The following is a 16071-nucleotide window of genomic DNA, read 5'->3' on the forward strand; positions in this document are numbered from 1 at the left end:
GAGCCGGCACCGTGCAGCCCGTTACTTCGAATCCAGACCGCGCGCCAGGTCGTGGCGAATGTCGTCCGAATTTTCGAGGCCCACCGCGAGGCGGATCAGGCCTTCGGTGATGCCCGCCGCGGCGCGCGCTTCCGGCGTGATGCGGCCATGCGTAGTCGTGGCGGGATGCGTGATGGTGGTCCGCGTGTCGCCCAGGTTGCCGGTGATCGAACAGATCTTCGTGTTGTCGATCACGCGCCAGGCGTTGGCCCGCTGCGCTTCGGGCGTGTCGCCCTTCAACTCGAACGAGACGATCGCGCCACCCGCCTTCTGCTGGCGCTTCGCGAGCGCATATTGCGGATGCGATTCGAGACCCGGATAGAACACGCGCTTCACCGCAGGATGCGACTCCAGCCAGCGCGCGATCTCCAGCGCATTCGCCGACTGCTTCTCGACGCGCAGCGACAGCGTTTCCATGCCCTTGAGCAGCACCCACGCGTTGAAGGCCGAAAGCGTGGGCCCCGCGCTGCGCACGAACGGAAACACCTTCTCCATGATGAATTTGCGCGAACCCACGAGTGCGCCGCCCAGCACGCGACCCTGACCGTCCAGGAACTTGGTGGCCGAATGCATCACCACGTCCGCGCCCAGTTTCAGCGGCTGTTGCAGCGCGGGACTACAGAAACAGTTGTCCACCACGAAGAGCGCGTTGGCCGCTTTCGCGATCTTGCCGACTGCTTCGATGTCCGCAATTTCCGTGAGTGGGTTCGACGGCGTTTCGAGGAAGAACATCTTCGTTTCGGGGCGCACGGCGTTCTTCCAGGCGTCGAGATCTTTGGGATCCACGAAGGTGGTCGCAATGCCGAAGCGGCTGAAGATCTGCGAGAACATGCCGAGCGTGGAACCGAACAGGCTTTGCGAGCTGACGATATGGTCGCCCGCCTGCAGCGCCGACATCACCACCGAGAGAATCGCCGCCATGCCCGACGCCGTGGCGATGCACGCCTCGCCGCCCTCGAGCGCCGCGAGCCGGTCCTGGAACATCGATACGGTGGGGTTGGTGAAGCGCGAGTACGTGTACGCGTCTTCGGCGTTCTTGAAGCGCTCGGCCGCTTCGGCGGCGCTCGAAAAACAGAAGCTCGACGTGAGGAAGATGGCTTCCGAATGCTCGTTGAAGTCGCTGCGCAGCGTGCCCGAACGCACGGCGAGCGTGTCGAAGTTGAGGGTATCGTCCATGCTGGTTCTGTTTCCGTTTCAAGGCCGATGCGCGGTCGTGCTTATGCGGTCTTCCATGCGGCGGCATGGAAACACGTGGCATCGGCGGACAACAAAAAAGCCCGCTTTGCGTCGGCATAAGCGGGCTTCATGCAATTGGCGAGGTGCCTGTGTGGCTGTGGCTTCAACCTTGAGCGGCTTCAAGCGTCGGGGCGATGGCGGCACCGGTCGCTTTAGCTGTTTCGGGTTGCCCCGCGTCCGCAAGCTGAGATCAAATCGACGCAAGCCGCCATGCTATCACGACTGACCGCGGTTCATCACCGCGGCCGTCGTCAGCGCTGCCGGGCGCTTATTCCACCGAAAGCTGCAGATGCAATTGCGAGCGCGCGACGCCGCCTTCGATAGCGTCGCTTGCCGCATCGCGGTCCGACTGCGCGTCCGGTGCGAGCCGTGCACGCTCGATACGGTCCAGGTACTCCGTGGTCACGTCGCCCGTGATGTAGTCGCCGTCGAAGCACGATGCCTCGAAGCCCTTCAGCGCCGGGTTGATATCGCGCACGGCCTGCTTGAGGTCTTCCACGTCCTGATAGACGAGAACGTCCGCGCCGATCAAGCGCGCCACTTCTTCGTCCGAGCGGCCGTGGGCCACGAGTTCGCCGCGCGTCGGCATGTCGATGCCGTAGACGTTCGGGAACTTCACAGGCGGCGCGGCGGAAGCGAACACCACCTTGTTGGCGCCCGCGTCGCGCGCCATCTGCACGATTTCGTGCGAGGTGGTGCCGCGCACGATGGAATCGTCCACGATCAGCACGTTCCTGCCCTTGAACTCGATGCCCATGGCGTTGAGCTTCTGGCGCACCGACTTCTTGCGCACCGCCTGGCCCGGCATGATGAAGGTACGGCCCACGTAACGGTTCTTGAAGAAGCCTTCGCGATATTCGACGCCGAGCTTCGCCGCCACCTGCATGGCAGCGGGGCGCGACGAATCGGGAATCGGCATGACCACGTCGATCTTCACGTCGGACGGCAACACACGCAGGATTTTCGCCGCGAGGTAGTCGCCCATGCGCAGGCGGGCGTTGTAGACCGGCACGCCGTCGAGCACCGAATCCGGCCGCGCCAAGTACACGAGTTCGAAAATGCAGGGGTTGAGGCTCGGGTTGGTGGCGCATTGCTGCGCGTGGAAGTTGCCTTCGATGTCGATGAAGATCGCTTCGCCCGGCGCCACGTCGCGCACGAATTCGAAGCCGATGCCTTCCAGCGCCACGGACTCCGAAGCCACCATCCATTCGGTACCCTCGGGCGTCTCCATCTTGCCGATGCACAGCGGGCGGATGCCGAACGGGTCGCGGAAGGCGAGCAAACCGTAGTCCGCGATCAGCGACACGATCGCATACGAGCCGCGCACGCGCCGGTGCACGCCGGCAACGGCCTTGAAGAGCGCCGCGGGGTCGAGTTGCAGACCGGAACTCGAAAGCTGCACCTCGTGCGCGAGCACGTTGAGCAGCACTTCCGTGTCCGAATTGGTGTTGATGTGGCGGCGATCGACGCGGAACATCTCGTCTTTCAACTGCTGCCAGTTCGTGAGGTTGCCGTTGTGCGCAAGGATGATGCCGAACGGCGCGTTCACGTAGAACGGTTGCGCCTCTTCCTCGCTCGATGCGGACCCCGCCGTGGGATAGCGCACCTGGCCGATGCCCCAGGTGCCGGGCAGGCTGCGCATGTTGCGGGTGCGGAACACGTCGCGCACCATGCCGTTGGCCTTGTGCATATGGAACGTGCTGCCGTTCGCGGTGGCGATGCCGGCTGCGTCCTGACCGCGGTGCTGCAAAAGCAGCAGGCTGTCATAGATGAGCTGGTTGACGGGGGATCGGGAAACTACGCCTACGATGCCGCACATGGCATGTCCTTCAAAAGATTCGAAATCGGTAGCGGCGCGGGCGTTGAGTACCCGGTGATACGCCGCGGCGTTGCACGCCTGTCGGGCCGCCCGCCTCGACTTGCCGCTCCGTCACACGCGGACGTAAGTGGCAAGCGCCTCGGGCAGCAGCGGTTTCAGTTCACGCACGCCCTGCTCGGCGTAGGGCCGCAGCAGCGCGTCGCGCCAGAAAGCTTGTTTGGGCAGTTCGGTCAAGCCTGCAAGGGCGACCAGAATCAGCACCAGCACGACCCCGCGTGCGAGGCCGAACAACAACCCGAGCGAGCGGTCCACGCCGGAAAGGCCCGTGGCCTGCACGAGCCGGCTGAGCACTGCGCTCGCCACGCCCGCTACGAGGATGACGCCGACCACGATGACCGCGAATGCGATCAACCACTGGGTCAGCGCGCCACCCGGCCAGTTAGCCGGAATCCACGGCACCACCAGACCGACGAACCGGCACGCCACCAGGAACGCGACGATCCAGCCCACGAGCCCGAATACCTCGGACAAAAACCCGCGCCACGTGCCCCGCAGGGCTGACAGCACAATAACCGCCATTACAGCGTAGTCGAAGGCGGTGAACATCGGCGGCTTATCGGTGGCTTACTGCGCGGACTGGCCGCTACTGCCGTTCGCGCCCGAGCCGAGGCCCGCCTCGCGCACCTTCGCTATTGCCGCCGACGCCGCCGCACGGTCCGCAAACGGACCGGCGCGCAAGAGCGTGCGCATCGAACCGTCTGCCTGCTTGCGACGCTCCGTATATGCGGGAACTCCGGCCGCTTTCAACTTCGCGGCCCAATTTCGGGCGCTGGCGTCGTCCGGGAACACGCCCAGTTGCACCGCAAACCGCGCGCCGGGCGGAGAAGCCGGGGAGCCGGTGTCTTTTCCTGCGTCTGTGCTGGGTTCAGCCTTGGCTGTGTGGGCGCTGCTGTTGGCCTGGCTGTTTGCCGCGTTATTGGCCGCGTTGTTCGTCGCGCTGTTTGCGACCTGTGCGGCGTTGCTGTGAGTCTTGGACTGGGTGGTTGCTGAAGGCGCGACCTGGGCGCTCGGCGCGTTGCTGGCTGTGCTGCTGGTCACCGCGGCCGGGGATTTCGTATTCGCAGCCGCCTTCCCGCCTGCCGCCGGTGAAGAGGCCACCGCCACATTCGGGCTTGCCGACGTCAGCCCCGACGCACCGGGCGCAACATCAGGCGCTGGCGGGTTGTCGGGCGCGACGCCCGCCTGGGTGTCCTGCGCCGCCGTGCTGGCCTTGGCGACCGGACGGTTGGGGATGTCGATGGAGATGTCGTCGGTGACGGGCTTGGGGTGCGAGTCGAGCACCATGGGCAACACGACGATTGCCGCGACCACGAGCGCGATGGCGCCTACCAGGCGCCGGCGTGCCCGCTGCTTCTCCGGCAAGCTGGGGTCGAGCAGCATGGCATCGGCGTCCGCAGCCGGACGTTCGGTGCGGCGCGAGCGCCGCTCGACGCGCGCATTTCGGCCGCCCCGCGTCGCACTGGAGTCTGCGCCGCGCCGGCTCGGTGCGTCGTCTTTCTTGCCGAACGAGAAAATTCCCATGAATGGCTGGTCCGCTGGGCCCGGGAGCCGCCTGTCAGTGTTGCTGTGACTTGCGCCAGGCCATTACGCCGGCGACGGTCACGAAACTTCCGAAAACCAAGATTCTATCATTTTCGGTTGCCCGTTTTAGCGCGTCTTGAAACGCTGCCGCAGGCGATTCGAAGCGCGTGACGCTGCTGTCCGGGCCGTCCGTCACGCCGGCGTCCCGCAACACGTGCTCGAGTTCCTCGGCCTTCGCGGCGCGCAGCAGCGGCAAATCCGTCACGCACCAGTGGTCGATTTCGCCCTTCAGATGCCGCACCACGCCCGAGATGTCCTTGTCGCGCATCGATCCGAACACGGCGTAGGTGTACGGGAAGTAGCCCATGCTGCCAAGGTTCTGCGCCAACACGGCCGCGGCGTGCGGGTTGTGGCCCACGTCGAAGATGATGGACGGCTTGCCCGGCAGCACCTGGAAGCGGCCCGGCAACTCGACGTTGGCAAGACCCAGGCGTATGTCCTGTGCCGAAACAGGCAAGCGGTCGCGCAGCGCTTCGAGACCCGCGAGCGCCGCAGACGTATTGATCAGCTGGTTTGCGCCGCGCAGCGCCGGGTACGCGAGTGCGGCGCGCCGCATGGCGCGGCCGGCGTAGGTCCATTGCTGACGCTCGCTGCCCGGCTGGCCTTCGTAGCGGAAATCGCGGCCGAAGAGCCACAGATCGGCGCCAATTTCTTCGGCATAGTCGATGAGCGTCTGCGGCGGCACCGGGTCGGCACAAATGGCCGGCTTGCCCGCGCGGAAAATACCGGCCTTTTCGAGCGCGATCTTTTCGCGCGTGTCGCCGAGGTATTCGGTGTGGTCGAGGTCGATGCTCGTGATGATGGCGCAGTCGGTGTCCAGAATGTTCACCGCGTCGAGCCGGCCGCCCAGCCCCACCTCGAAGATCACCGCATCGAGGTCACGCGCCGCGAACAGATGCATGATCGCGAGCGTCGTGAATTCGAAATAGGTGAGCGAAACCGGCTCCGGCAGCGAGCAGCGCGCCGCCTCGACGGCTTCGAAATGCGGGAGCAGTTCCTCGTCTGTCGCGATCTGGCCGTTGACGCGCGCGCGTTCGTTGAACGCAAGCAGATGCGGCGACGTGTGGCAGCCCACGCTATAGCCGGCCTTCAGCAGAATCGTTTCGAGGATCGCGCACGTCGAGCCTTTGCCGTTCGTGCCGCCAACCGTGATGATCGGACACGCGAACGAGAGCTGCAGTGCGTCTTTAACCTTGCCGATCCGCGTGAGTCCCATGTCGATGCCGACCGGGTGCGCGGATTCGAGATGCGTGAGCCACGCATCGAGAGTGGGGAATGTCGTCATATGCGCTGCGATTATCGCGGAAATGACAGCGCGCCGCTTGCTTTCGCTTGCGGCGCGCAGGGGCAAATCTTGTTGCTTCGAGCGGCGACGACGCCGCAGACCGTGAGGTGGCGGCGCGGGCGCGCCGCCCGGTATCAGGCGACGGCGTCGGCCGGCTGGCGGCTCAGCAGCGCAATCAGTCGCGCCAGTTCTTCGCGCAGCTTGCGACGGTCCACGATCATGTCGATGGCGCCCTTTTGCAGCAGGAACTCGGCGCGCTGGAAGCCTTCTGGCAGCTTTTCGCGCACGGTCTGCTCGATCACGCGCGGCCCGGCGAAGCCGATCAGCGCCTTCGGCTCGGCAATCACGACGTCGCCGAGGAACGCGAAGCTCGCCGATACGCCGCCCATCGTCGGGTCCGTCAGCACGGAGATGAACGGCAGCTTGGCCTCAGCGAGCTTCGTGAGCATCGCGGTGGTCTTGGCCATCTGCATCAGCGAAAGCAGGCTTTCCTGCATACGCGCGCCGCCCGAAGCCGTGAAGCAGATGAACGGCACCTGCTGTTCGATCGCGTTCTGCGCGCCGCGCACGAAACGCTCGCCCACCACGGAGCCCATCGAGCCGCCCATGAACGAGAACTCGAAGCACGACACCACCACCGGTAGCGTATGGATGGCGCCGCCCATGACGACCATCGCGTCGGTCTCGTCGGTTTCGTCCATCGCCTCTTTCAGGCGGTCGGGGTACTTGCGGCTGTCTTTGAACTTCAGCGCATCGACCGGCACGATCTCCTGGCCGATCTCGTAGCGGCCTTCCGGATCGAGCAGGCCGTCGAGCCGCGCCCGCGCGCCGATGCGCATGTGGTGGTCGCACTTCGGGCAGACGTGCAGGTTGGCCTCCACGTCGTTGCGATACAGCACCGCCTCGCACGACGGACACTTGATCCAGAGGCCTTCCGGAATCCCCTTGCGGTTCTTCGGGTCGGTCTGCTTGATTTTGGGCGGCAGCAGTTTATCCAGCCAGCTCATTCTGATTCCTTCGTAAGCCTTCTTCGGGCAGCGCCGCTGCCGGGCGAGCCGGCGGCAGCGTGTTGAAAGTAAAGGCGAATTTTACCGTGCAGCCGCGCTGACGCTGTCGATAGCCTCGCGCACTTCGGTAATGAAGCGCGTCAGGGCGCCGACAGCCGCCGAGGGCGCGGCCTGCTCCAGCAATTGCACGATACGGCTACCGATCACGACGGCGTCCGCCACTTCGGCCACCGCGCGCGCCGTTTGGGCGTCCCGGATGCCGAAGCCGACGCCCACCGGCAGGGGTACGTGCGACTTGATGGCCGCGATTTTACCTTCGATGGTGGAAACGTCCAGATGCCCGGCGCCGGTCACGCCCTTCAACGACACGTAATAGACGTAGCCGCTTGCGATCTGGCCGACTTCGGCGATGCGCTCGTCGGTGGAAGTGGGTGCGATCAGGAAGATCGGATCGATACCCGAAGATTTCATCTTTTCGGCGAAATTAGCCGATTCTTCCGGAGGATAGTCGACGATCAGCACACCATCCACACCGGCTTCCTTCGCCGCGGCAGCAAATGTATCCACGCCCATGCGCTCCACCGGATTGGCATAGCCCATCAGAACGACCGGCGTGGTGCCGTTCTTTTCGCGAAAGCGCTTCACGTCGGCCAGCACGTGACGCAGCGTCACGCCCTTGGCGAGCGCGCGTTCCGACGACTGCTGGATCACGGGGCCATCGGCCATCGGGTCCGAAAACGGCACGCCGAGTTCGATCACGTCAGCGCCGCCTGCGGCGAGCGCGTGCATGAATTCCACGGTGCGGTTCGGATCAGGGTCACCGGCCGTGATAAACGGAATCAGCCCTTTGCGGCGCTGCGCGGTCAGTGCATCGAACGTCTTCTGGATACGGGACATGGAATTTTTCTCTGGAAAAGGGTTACGGCGCACTTCGCGAGTGGCGGCGCCCGGCTTCTTCAGACAGGCGACCGAACTGGTCGGCCCGCCCGCTTCTGCCGGCGCTCAGGCTCACGGTTCGGACTCCGCTTCGGTGGCCCGCGCAGCGTTTGCTGCGCCTTCGCTGTCGGCAGCGCGGTTCTCAGCAGCCGCCACAGCCGCAGTCACGCCGCGAACGGTTGCAGGCGTTGCCACGCTTACGCGCTCGCGCGCAATCGCGCAGTAACTTTCGTTGATTTCATAGCCGACGAACTCGCGGCCGTGGCGCGCGCAGGCCACGGCCGTCGTGCCGCTGCCCATGAACGGGTCCAGCACGCGGCCGCCGGGCGGGCAGCTGGCAAGCACCATGCGCTCGACAATTTCCAGGGGCTTCTGGGTGGGATGGTCCACGCGCTCGGCATGCTGCCGATGCAGGCGTGAAACCGACCAGACATCCTTTGGATTGTAGCCAAGCTCCAGCCACTTGCTGCCCTCGAACAGCTTGCGCGAGCGGGCCTTCTTGGTCGCGGCGTCGTAGGGAATGCGAACGGGATCGAGATCGAAGTAATAGTCCCGCGAAACCGCGAAATAACCGATGTTGTCGTGTACCGACGTGAAGCGGCGCGTCGTTCCGCCCATGCTCGGCACGCGCCGGTCCCAGATGATCTCGTTGACCATCGTGAGCTTCGTCTTCAGAAAGCAGAAGATTTCGGGCGCGTACTGCCACGTGCAGAAGATGTACAGCGAGCCCGTGGGCTTGAGCTTGGGCACGGCGAGCTCGAGCCACTGGCGCGTCCAGACGAGAAATTCCTCGCCGGAACGCATGTCGGAGTCGTTGCCGTAGTCTTTGCCGAGGCCGTAAGGCGGGTCGGCCACGATCAGGTCGATCGAGGCATCCGGCAACGCCGCCGCTTCGGTCAGAAAATCGCGGTTCAGGAGACGAATGCCCGAAGGCACCTTACCGGCAGGCGCAGCCGCCACGTCCGCCCCGCCGCCTGCCGCCGAAGCGGAGGCCAGCACGGCATCATGCGGCGGCAAGCCGGCCGTGCCCGCCTGATCGGCAGGCGCGGCCGGCTCGAACTCCGGTTGCGGCGCTTCGAACTCGTCGCGCATCGCGGCGGCGCTCAGAACTTGATGCCCGATCGCTCAGCGACCGTGTGCATGTCCTTGTCGCCGCGGCCCGACAGGTTGACCAGCAGGATCTTGTCCTTCGGCAACGTCGGCGCCAGCTTGGCGGCGTAGGCCAGCGCATGGCTCGATTCGAGCGCCGGAATGATGCCCTCGATGCGGCAGCAGTCGTGGAAAGCCTTGAGCGCTTCTTCGTCCGTGATCGGCACGTATTGCGCGCGGCCGCTGTCCTTGAGCCATGCGTGCTCGGGACCCACGCCCGGATAGTCGAGACCCGCCGAGATCGAATGCGTCTCGATGATCTGGCCGTTCTCGTCCTGCAGCAGGTACGTGCGGTTGCCGTGCAGCACGCCGGGCGAGCCGCCCATCAGAGAAGCCGCGTGGCGGCCGGTTTCAATGCCGTCGCCGGCCGCTTCCACGCCGATCAGTTGCACGGTGTTGTCGTCGATATACGGATAGAAAATGCCCATCGCGTTCGACCCGCCGCCCACGCACGCGATCACCGTGTCCGGCTGCCGGCCCGTCATCTCGGGCATCTGCACCTTGCATTCGTCGCCGATCACGCGCTGGAAGTCGCGCACCATCATCGGATACGGATGCGGGCCCGCCACCGTGCCGATGATGTAGAACGTGTTCTCCACGTTCGTCACCCAGTCGCGCATGGCTTCGTTGAGCGCGTCCTTCAGCGTGCGCGAACCAGACTCCACGGGCACCACGGTCGCACCGAGCAACTTCATGCGATAGACGTTGGCAGCCTGCCGGTGCACGTCTTCGGAGCCCATGTAGACCACGCACTCCATGCCGAAGCGCGCCGCGATGGTGGCCGTGGCCACGCCGTGCTGGCCGGCACCGGTTTCGGCGATCACGCGCGGTTTGCCCATGCGTCGCGCGAGCAGCGCCTGGCCGATCACGTTGTTCACCTTGTGGGCGCCGGTATGGTTCAGGTCCTCGCGCTTGAGGTACACCTGCGCGCCGCCGAGCAGTTCGCTCCAGCGCTGGGCGTGATAAATGGGAGACGGACGTCCGACGAAGTGCTTCAGCTCGCGGCGGTATTCGGCCACGAACTCGGGATCGTCCTTGTATTTCGCGTAGGCTTCGCGCAGCTCGGAAAGTGCGTGAATCAGCGTTTCGGCGACGAACACGCCGCCATATTGGCCGAAATGGCCTCGTTCATCGGGCAAGTTGTACATGAGTCACTCTGAAGTGAGGAGTGCGGCAGCCGGCGCTCGTTGGACCGGACGGTGCCTCACCACCTGAAATCATCCCGCGTCCGCTTCGCGCACCGCGCGTACGAACGCCGCCATTCGGGCGTGGTCTTTCACGCCCTTTGCGCCCGGCACTTCGATGCCACTGGAGACATCGACGGCATACGGACGCACCTGGCGGATCGCCTCACCGACGTTTTGCGCGTTCAACCCACCACTCAAAACGGCCCGACGCGCGAGCTCTGCTGGGATAAGTGACCAATCGAAAACCTTCCCGCCGCCACCGTAGCCCTCGACGAGCGCGTCGAACAGCAAACCGTTGGCTGATGAATAGTTAAGCGCCAATTTTAGCAAATCGGCCTGACGAGTATCGGCCGCGACCCGCAGAGCCCGCAACCAGGGCAAACCGGCAACGCCGGCCAGCGTCTCGCATTGCTCAGGCGTTTCGTCGCCGTGGAATTGCAGCAGGGTGAGCGGCACGTTGCTCGCCACCTCGCCGATCCATTCGGGCGTGGCATTGACGAAGAGCCCAACCACCGAGAGAAACGGCGGCACGTCGCGCATCATCTCCACCGCCTGAGCGATGCTGACGTAACGCGGGCTCTTCGGATAGAACACGAGGCCGATGGCGTCCGCGCCCAGTTCGACGGCCTGCTCCACATCTTCTGGCTTCGAGAGGCCGCACAGCTTCACCCGCGTGCGATGTCGCGGGGCGTGCTGGTCCTGGGGCTCGCGGCCTTCGGCGGAGGGTGCGGCTGGGTTCGTCATGATTGGTCACTCGTCTGCTGTTCGGGTTGAGCGTGAGACGCGGCGGCGGAAGGCGCCTCGTCGTCCGCCCACACGGCGCTCCAGGGCACGCTGCCGGTGTGCGGGCCGGGCACCTCGAATTGCGCGGGATAGCCCACACGCGCCAGATAAAGCCCTTCCGGCATGAACGTGGGCGCGGCGCGGTTGCGGTCGCGGCTATCGAGAACCTGGGCGAGCCACGCCACAGGATAACGTCCGCGTCCCACCGCGACGAGGCACCCCATCAGGTTGCGCACCATGTGATGCAGAAACGCGTTCGCGCGAAAGCGAAAGTGGATGAAGTCGCCCTGGGGACGAATGTCGATCTGATACAGATGCTTTACCGGCGTCTTCGCCTGGCACTCCGAAGACCGGAACGCCGAAAAATCGTGCTCGCCGATCAGGCACGCAGCGGCCTCGCGCATCGCGTCGACGTCGAGCGGCGTATGGATCCATCCGGCCCGGCCCGCGAGCATCGGCGAACGCACGGGGTGCACGTACAGCACGTAATAGTAGGTGCGCTCGAAGGCCGAAAAGCGCGCGTGAAACGCCTCTGGCATGGGCTTGGCCCACTGCACGGCGACCGTCGACGGCAAGAATGCGTTCGTGCCGCGCACCCACGAAAACGACGCGCGATCGAGCTCCGTATCGAAGTGCACGACCTGACCCAGGCCGTGGACGCCCGTATCCGTGCGTCCTGCCACCACGGTCTGCAACGGCGTCTGCGCGAACTCGCGCAAGGCGCGTTCGAGTTCGTCCTGCACCGTCCGTCCGTGCGGCTGCGATTGCCAGCCGCAAAACGCGGCGCCGTCGTACTGGATTCCCAGGGCAATGCGCATACGGCGAGCGTCAGGACAACGGCGCGAGGGTGGACAGCAACGCGCGCGCTTCGTCCCGCGTGCCGGCGTCGTTCGATTCGATCACCTCGTTGATGAGCGTACGTGCGCCCGAGAGGTCGCCCAGCTGGATGTACTCCGACGCAAGCTCCAGTTTGTTGCGCGCGATCTTCGCCAGTTGCTCCGGCGTGAAAGCGGGCAGCGGCTGCGCGGGGCTGGGCGGCAGTTCGAGGTCGAAATCGAGCTTCAGCGCACCGAATCGTGCCGCGCCGAGGCCGGCCACCGCCGCGGCGCCGGCCGTGCCTGCGGCGATTTCGCTCGCCACCGTTGCCGGAGCCGACACCGCTTCCGGAACGGCCTGCTGCGCCGTTGCCTCCGGCGACGCGACCGGCTGCAGCGAGAGCGATTCTGGTGCTGCGCCAGCGGGCGCGGACGGTTCCGCCGCCGGCGTGGCGCCCGCGTTCGCGCCCCGAGTCAGCGCCTCGGCCAAACCTGCGTATGCGATTGGACGTGAAACGGGCGGCGGCGCGAAAGGCGCAGCGGCCGGTTCTCCAACCGATGGCTGTTCGACGCGAGGCGGCAACGGCATGTCGAGACTGCCCAGTGCCGCGACGGCTTCGTGCGGGAACTCGGATGTGGGGTGCGTGGTTTGAGTGGGCGCTTCAGGTTCGACTGACGCAGCGGGGATGCCCTCGGCTCGTGCGGCTGACGGCTCTTCGTGAAGCTCGGCTGCGGCGCTCTGATCCTGCTGCGATTCCGTCTGAGTCAGGCTTGCGTCTTCGGGCTGCGCAAAGGGTGGGAGGCCGTCCGTCGCGCCATGCTGCGGTTCCAGATCCCGCAGCGGCAGCGCCTCGGCGCCCAGTTCGGCGGCAGCGGCCAGGCTGGCGGCGCGGGTCGCGTCGTTGGCCGTTTCGGGTTCGAATGCGTGGAACCGCGCAGCCGGTCCGCTCTCGCCCTCCGGCTCGTACGGCGCATGCTCGGGCGTCCCGACGGGCTCGAAATGCGTCGGCGGCAACGCGTCGGCGCCCAGTTCCGCGGCGGCCGCGAGGCTGGCCGCTCCCGTTACGTGGTCGAATGTCTCCGGGCCGCCAGGGCCGGTTCCCTGCGCTTCGGGCCCCGCGGCGGGTTCCTGCGACGCGGCAGGATCGAACGCGGCTTCGTGCGGGTGGGCCGTTACGTCTTCGTCGTGAGTGTCCCGGCTTTCGGCATGATCGCCATGCTCGGTCGCGGAAGACAGCGCCGAATCCGACGACGCCCCGCCCGGCATGAGCGTTGGCACGAGTTCCGGAACAATGTCGTCGCGCGCGGCTGCCGCAGCTTCCTCGTTCTGCCGGGCCATGTGCGCGGCGGCGTCGGCTGCGAGAAGGCCTGCGCCCGTCGCTGCTGTCTGCCGCGCCCGAGCCCGGTCGCCATCGTGCGGTTGCGGCGTGTCTTGCGCCGAAGCTGAAGTCGACAGCGCGCCTTCGGCGGCCCCCGCCGTGCTTGCCTTACGCTTGCGCCGGGTAACGGCAAAACCGACGATCAATGCCACCACCGCGGCACCCAGACCGGCTGCCACGGCAGGCTCGACAGGCGGCAACTGGAACGGCCCGCCACCGGCCCGCGATCCCGTTGCTGGCGCCGATATAGCCGGCGCAGTGCTGGAGGGCGCTTTCGCCGCCCCCTGCGACGCCCCGCCGACTGGCGCTTGCGCCGTCGCACCCGACGCGGCTGCACCCGTGCTCGGTGCAGCGGACTTCCCGGCCCCGATGCCATGCTTCTGCAACTCCATCAGCACGCGATTCTTCAGCGCGAGCAATTGCTGGAGGCTGGAAAGCGGCACGCGAGGCTGCGAAGCCGGTTGCGCCGCAGCCGAAGTGGCCGGCTGAGCGGGCGCTGCGCTCGACGCGGAAGGAGTACTAGCCGGCGCGGCGCTCGCCGGTTCACTTGCCGGGGGCTGGATGGCACCGCTCCAGACGTGTGTGCCGCTCGCAGTGGCGGCCGGCACGGCCTGGCTCGACGTGGCCGCAGCGGACGTTGCAGGCGTGGACGAAGCAGAAGGGGAAGCCGAAGTCGTTGCGGGCACCGATGTCCCAGCCGCTGCGGTATTGGCGCTAGCAGCAGCGGCACTACCGCCCGTCGCTGCGGCAGCCGATGCGGTTGCGGCCGCCGCACTCGCCGACGCGGCCGTGCCCGCCATGGTGGCGTGCGGCAATGCATTGGGCGCTTGTCCTTGCGCATGGGACGCAGACGATGAAGCTGCCGCCGCGCTCGCCGCAGTCACCGTCGCCGCGGAAGCGGCCGGTGCAGCGGACGCCGCCACGCCACTGGCGGCCGGCGCGCCCGTCGCATCGAGCGCCGGCACATTGAGCACGGCGCCCAGCTTCAGCCGGTTCGAATCGTGGCCCATGAACGCGCCCGGATTCGCGTCGAACAGGGCGCGTGTCGCACGGGCAAGCGTGGCGCGATCGTGCGATTGCGTGACGTCGATCGCCACGTCGTTGAGCGACTGCCCGGGGCGTACGGTGTACTGACTGGCGGTGCCGGCACCGGCCGCGCTCGCGACATTCGCGGCGCTGGGCGCGCTAGCGGCGGCGTTTGCGGCACCGGAAGCTCCAGCGGTCGCCGCAGGCGCGGCTTGCGAGAGGCCAGGCGCCAGGAACGCCACGGCGATTGCCGCAGCAAGGCTGCGCAACGGGCCGCAAGCCTTCCGGGACCGAACCGCACGAGCGGGTTCAACGGAATCGAATCGAACGATCATTGGAATCGTTTGCGCGTCGTCGCGCGGATTGTGTTGGGGATGGAGACAGGATTCGCGGCGCACAATAAAAAAGCGCCGCGACTGGCGCGACGCTTCTTGAAAGTTGGCTACGCGTCGTAAGCGCGTAGTTTACTTTACTTGTCGAGCAGGATGCGAAGCATGCGGCGCAGCGGTTCGGCCGCCCCCCACAGCAACTGGTCGCCCACCGTGAACGCCGACAGGTATTCGCCGCCCATCGCGAGCTTACGCAGGCGGCCCACCGGCACCGTCAGCGTACCCGTCACCACCGCGGGCGACAGGTCGCGCATCGACGCTTCACGCTCGTTCGGCACCACCTTCACCCAGTCGTTGCCGGAAGCGAGGATGCTGTTGACCTCGTCGAGCGGCACGTCCTTACGCAGCTTGATGGTGAGCGCCTGCGAGTGGCAGCGCATGGCGCCGATGCGCACGCACAGTCCGTCTACGGGAATGGAGCCCGGCTGGCCCATGGCCGGCTTGCCCAGAATCTTGTTGGTTTCGGCGCCGCCCTTCCATTCTTCGCGTGACATGCCGTTGCCGAGGTCCTTGTCGATCCACGGAATCAGCGAGCCTGCGAGCGGCACGCCGAAGTGGTCCACCGGCATGCGGTCGCTGTTCATGGCAGCCAGCACGCGGCGGTCGATGTCGAGAATAGCCGACGACGGGTTCGCCAGATCTTCCTTCGCCGCGCCGTACAGCGTGCCCATTTGCTGGAGCAGCTCGCGCATGTTCTGCGCGCCCGCGCCGGAGGCCGCCTGGTACGTCATCGCGGTCATCCAGTCCACGAGGTTCTCGCGGAACAGGCCGCCCAACGCCATCAGCATGAGGCTCACCGTGCAGTTGCCGCCGATGAAGTTCTTCTGGCCCTTGACGAGCGCGTCTTTGATGACGTCGAGGTTGACCGGGTCGAGGATGATGACCGCATCGTCCTTCATGCGCAGCGACGAAGCCGCGTCGATCCAGTAACCGTTCCAGCCCGCGGCGCGCAGCTTCGGAAACACGTCGTTCGTGTAGTCACCGCCCTGGCAGGTGATGATGATGTCGCACTTCTTGAGGTCGTCGATGCTCGACGCGTCTTTGAGCTTCGTCTCGTTCTTCGCGAACGACGGCGCGTCGCCGCCTGCGTTGCTGGTGCTGAAAAACACCGGTTCGATGAGGTCGAAATCACGCTCTTCCTGCATGCGTTGCATGAGGACGCTGCCGACCATTCCGCGCCAACCTACGAGACCTACGTTCATGACTTACCCTTGAAATGGACACTTCCCCGCTATCTTGCCCGGCGTGACCGCGCGGGGAAGACGGGCGGGCACGACGGACGATCAGCGCTTCGTGATCGTTTTCGGGGTAATCGTTTTGATGGTGGTGATGGAGAACGACATGGCGAACGAAACTGCACGGGCCGTTTTGCCGTGGAGC

The 16071-nt window shown here is 65.9% G+C and carries 13 protein-coding genes; all 13 read right to left on the reverse strand.

What is annotated here, in order from left to right:
- Positions 1–21 precede the first annotated feature (21 nt).
- The 13 genes from PKKP23_RS27920 to asd all read right to left on the reverse strand — a co-directional run bounded on the left by PKKP23_RS27920 (position 22) and on the right by asd (position 15893).
- Positions 22–1215, reverse strand: a complete 1194-nt coding sequence (locus tag PKKP23_RS27920) for an O-succinylhomoserine sulfhydrylase (RefSeq protein ID WP_126879293.1) — start codon at positions 1213–1215, stop codon at positions 22–24.
- 328 nt (positions 1216–1543) lie between these two features.
- On the reverse strand, positions 1544–3094 hold the full coding sequence (gene purF / locus PKKP23_RS27925; protein ID WP_017773265.1) for an amidophosphoribosyltransferase: 1551 nt from the start codon (positions 3092–3094) through the stop codon (positions 1544–1546).
- Between the two features lie 111 nt (positions 3095–3205).
- On the reverse strand, positions 3206–3700 hold the full coding sequence (locus PKKP23_RS27930; protein ID WP_017773264.1) for a CvpA family protein: 495 nt from the start codon (positions 3698–3700) through the stop codon (positions 3206–3208).
- A gap of 18 nt (positions 3701–3718) precedes the next feature.
- Complete coding sequence (locus PKKP23_RS27935; protein WP_126879294.1) at positions 3719–4675, reverse strand: SPOR domain-containing protein; 957 nt, start codon at positions 4673–4675, stop codon at positions 3719–3721.
- Positions 4676–4709: 34 nt separating this feature from the next.
- Positions 4710–6020, reverse strand: coding sequence for a bifunctional tetrahydrofolate synthase/dihydrofolate synthase (gene folC, locus PKKP23_RS27940; RefSeq protein ID WP_126879295.1), 1311 nt, complete (start codon positions 6018–6020; stop codon positions 4710–4712).
- 134 nt (positions 6021–6154) lie between these two features.
- Positions 6155–7027 (reverse strand): acetyl-CoA carboxylase, carboxyltransferase subunit beta, encoded by an 873-nt coding sequence (gene accD, locus PKKP23_RS27945; RefSeq protein WP_017773261.1) that lies wholly within the window; start codon positions 7025–7027, stop codon positions 6155–6157.
- Between the two features lie 81 nt (positions 7028–7108).
- Entirely contained in the window at positions 7109–7924 is an 816-nt protein-coding gene (gene trpA / locus PKKP23_RS27950; protein ID WP_017773260.1) for a tryptophan synthase subunit alpha, read from the reverse strand.
- A 111-nt stretch (positions 7925–8035) separates the two neighbouring features.
- Positions 8036–9055 (reverse strand): DNA-methyltransferase, encoded by a 1020-nt coding sequence (locus PKKP23_RS27955; RefSeq protein ID WP_126879296.1) that lies wholly within the window; start codon positions 9053–9055, stop codon positions 8036–8038.
- Between the two features lie 11 nt (positions 9056–9066).
- Positions 9067–10260, reverse strand: a complete 1194-nt coding sequence (gene trpB / locus PKKP23_RS27960; protein ID WP_017773258.1) for a tryptophan synthase subunit beta — start codon at positions 10258–10260, stop codon at positions 9067–9069.
- A gap of 69 nt (positions 10261–10329) precedes the next feature.
- Positions 10330–11043 carry a phosphoribosylanthranilate isomerase gene (locus PKKP23_RS27965; RefSeq protein WP_126879297.1) on the reverse strand — a complete coding sequence of 238 codons (714 nt, stop codon included), beginning with the start codon at positions 11041–11043 and terminating at the stop codon, positions 10330–10332.
- Entirely contained in the window at positions 11040–11900 is an 861-nt protein-coding gene (gene truA, locus PKKP23_RS27970; protein ID WP_126879298.1) for a tRNA pseudouridine(38-40) synthase TruA, read from the reverse strand. Before truA ends, PKKP23_RS27965 begins: the two co-directional genes overlap by 4 nt.
- Before the next feature lie 10 nt (positions 11901–11910).
- The gene (locus PKKP23_RS27975) at positions 11911–14571 is read right to left on the reverse strand and encodes a FimV/HubP family polar landmark protein (protein ID WP_240659166.1); all 2661 of its coding nucleotides are present in this window, start codon (positions 14569–14571) and stop codon (positions 11911–11913) included.
- 200 nt (positions 14572–14771) lie between these two features.
- Positions 14772–15893 carry an aspartate-semialdehyde dehydrogenase gene (asd, locus tag PKKP23_RS27980; RefSeq protein ID WP_114812819.1) on the reverse strand — a complete coding sequence of 374 codons (1122 nt, stop codon included), beginning with the start codon at positions 15891–15893 and terminating at the stop codon, positions 14772–14774.
- Positions 15894–16071 lie beyond the last annotated feature (178 nt).

The organism is Paraburkholderia kururiensis JCM 10599 = LMG 19447 (assembly GCF_003986935.1).
In the GTDB taxonomy this organism is placed as follows: Bacteria; Pseudomonadota; Gammaproteobacteria; order Burkholderiales; family Burkholderiaceae; genus Paraburkholderia; species Paraburkholderia kururiensis.

Coding starts and splice junctions, on each gene's coding strand:
- PKKP23_RS27920 (WP_126879293.1), bottom strand. CDS start 1,215: ATGGACGATACCCTCAACTTCGACACGCTCGCCGTGCGTTCGGGCACG.
- purF (WP_017773265.1), bottom strand. CDS start 3,094: ATGTGCGGCATCGTAGGCGTAGTTTCCCGATCCCCCGTCAACCAGCTC.
- PKKP23_RS27930 (WP_017773264.1), bottom strand. CDS start 3,700: ATGTTCACCGCCTTCGACTACGCTGTAATGGCGGTTATTGTGCTGTCA.
- PKKP23_RS27935 (WP_126879294.1), bottom strand. CDS start 4,675: ATGGGAATTTTCTCGTTCGGCAAGAAAGACGACGCACCGAGCCGGCGC.
- folC (WP_126879295.1), bottom strand. CDS start 6,020: ATGACGACATTCCCCACTCTCGATGCGTGGCTCACGCATCTCGAATCC.
- accD (WP_017773261.1), bottom strand. CDS start 7,027: ATGAGCTGGCTGGATAAACTGCTGCCGCCCAAAATCAAGCAGACCGAC.
- trpA (WP_017773260.1), bottom strand. CDS start 7,924: ATGTCCCGTATCCAGAAGACGTTCGATGCACTGACCGCGCAGCGCCGC.
- PKKP23_RS27955 (WP_126879296.1), bottom strand. CDS start 9,055: ATGCGCGACGAGTTCGAAGCGCCGCAACCGGAGTTCGAGCCGGCCGCG.
- trpB (WP_017773258.1), bottom strand. CDS start 10,260: ATGTACAACTTGCCCGATGAACGAGGCCATTTCGGCCAATATGGCGGC.
- PKKP23_RS27965 (WP_126879297.1), bottom strand. CDS start 11,043: ATGACGAACCCAGCCGCACCCTCCGCCGAAGGCCGCGAGCCCCAGGAC.
- truA (WP_126879298.1), bottom strand. CDS start 11,900: ATGCGCATTGCCCTGGGAATCCAGTACGACGGCGCCGCGTTTTGCGGC.
- asd (WP_114812819.1), bottom strand. CDS start 15,893: ATGAACGTAGGTCTCGTAGGTTGGCGCGGAATGGTCGGCAGCGTCCTC.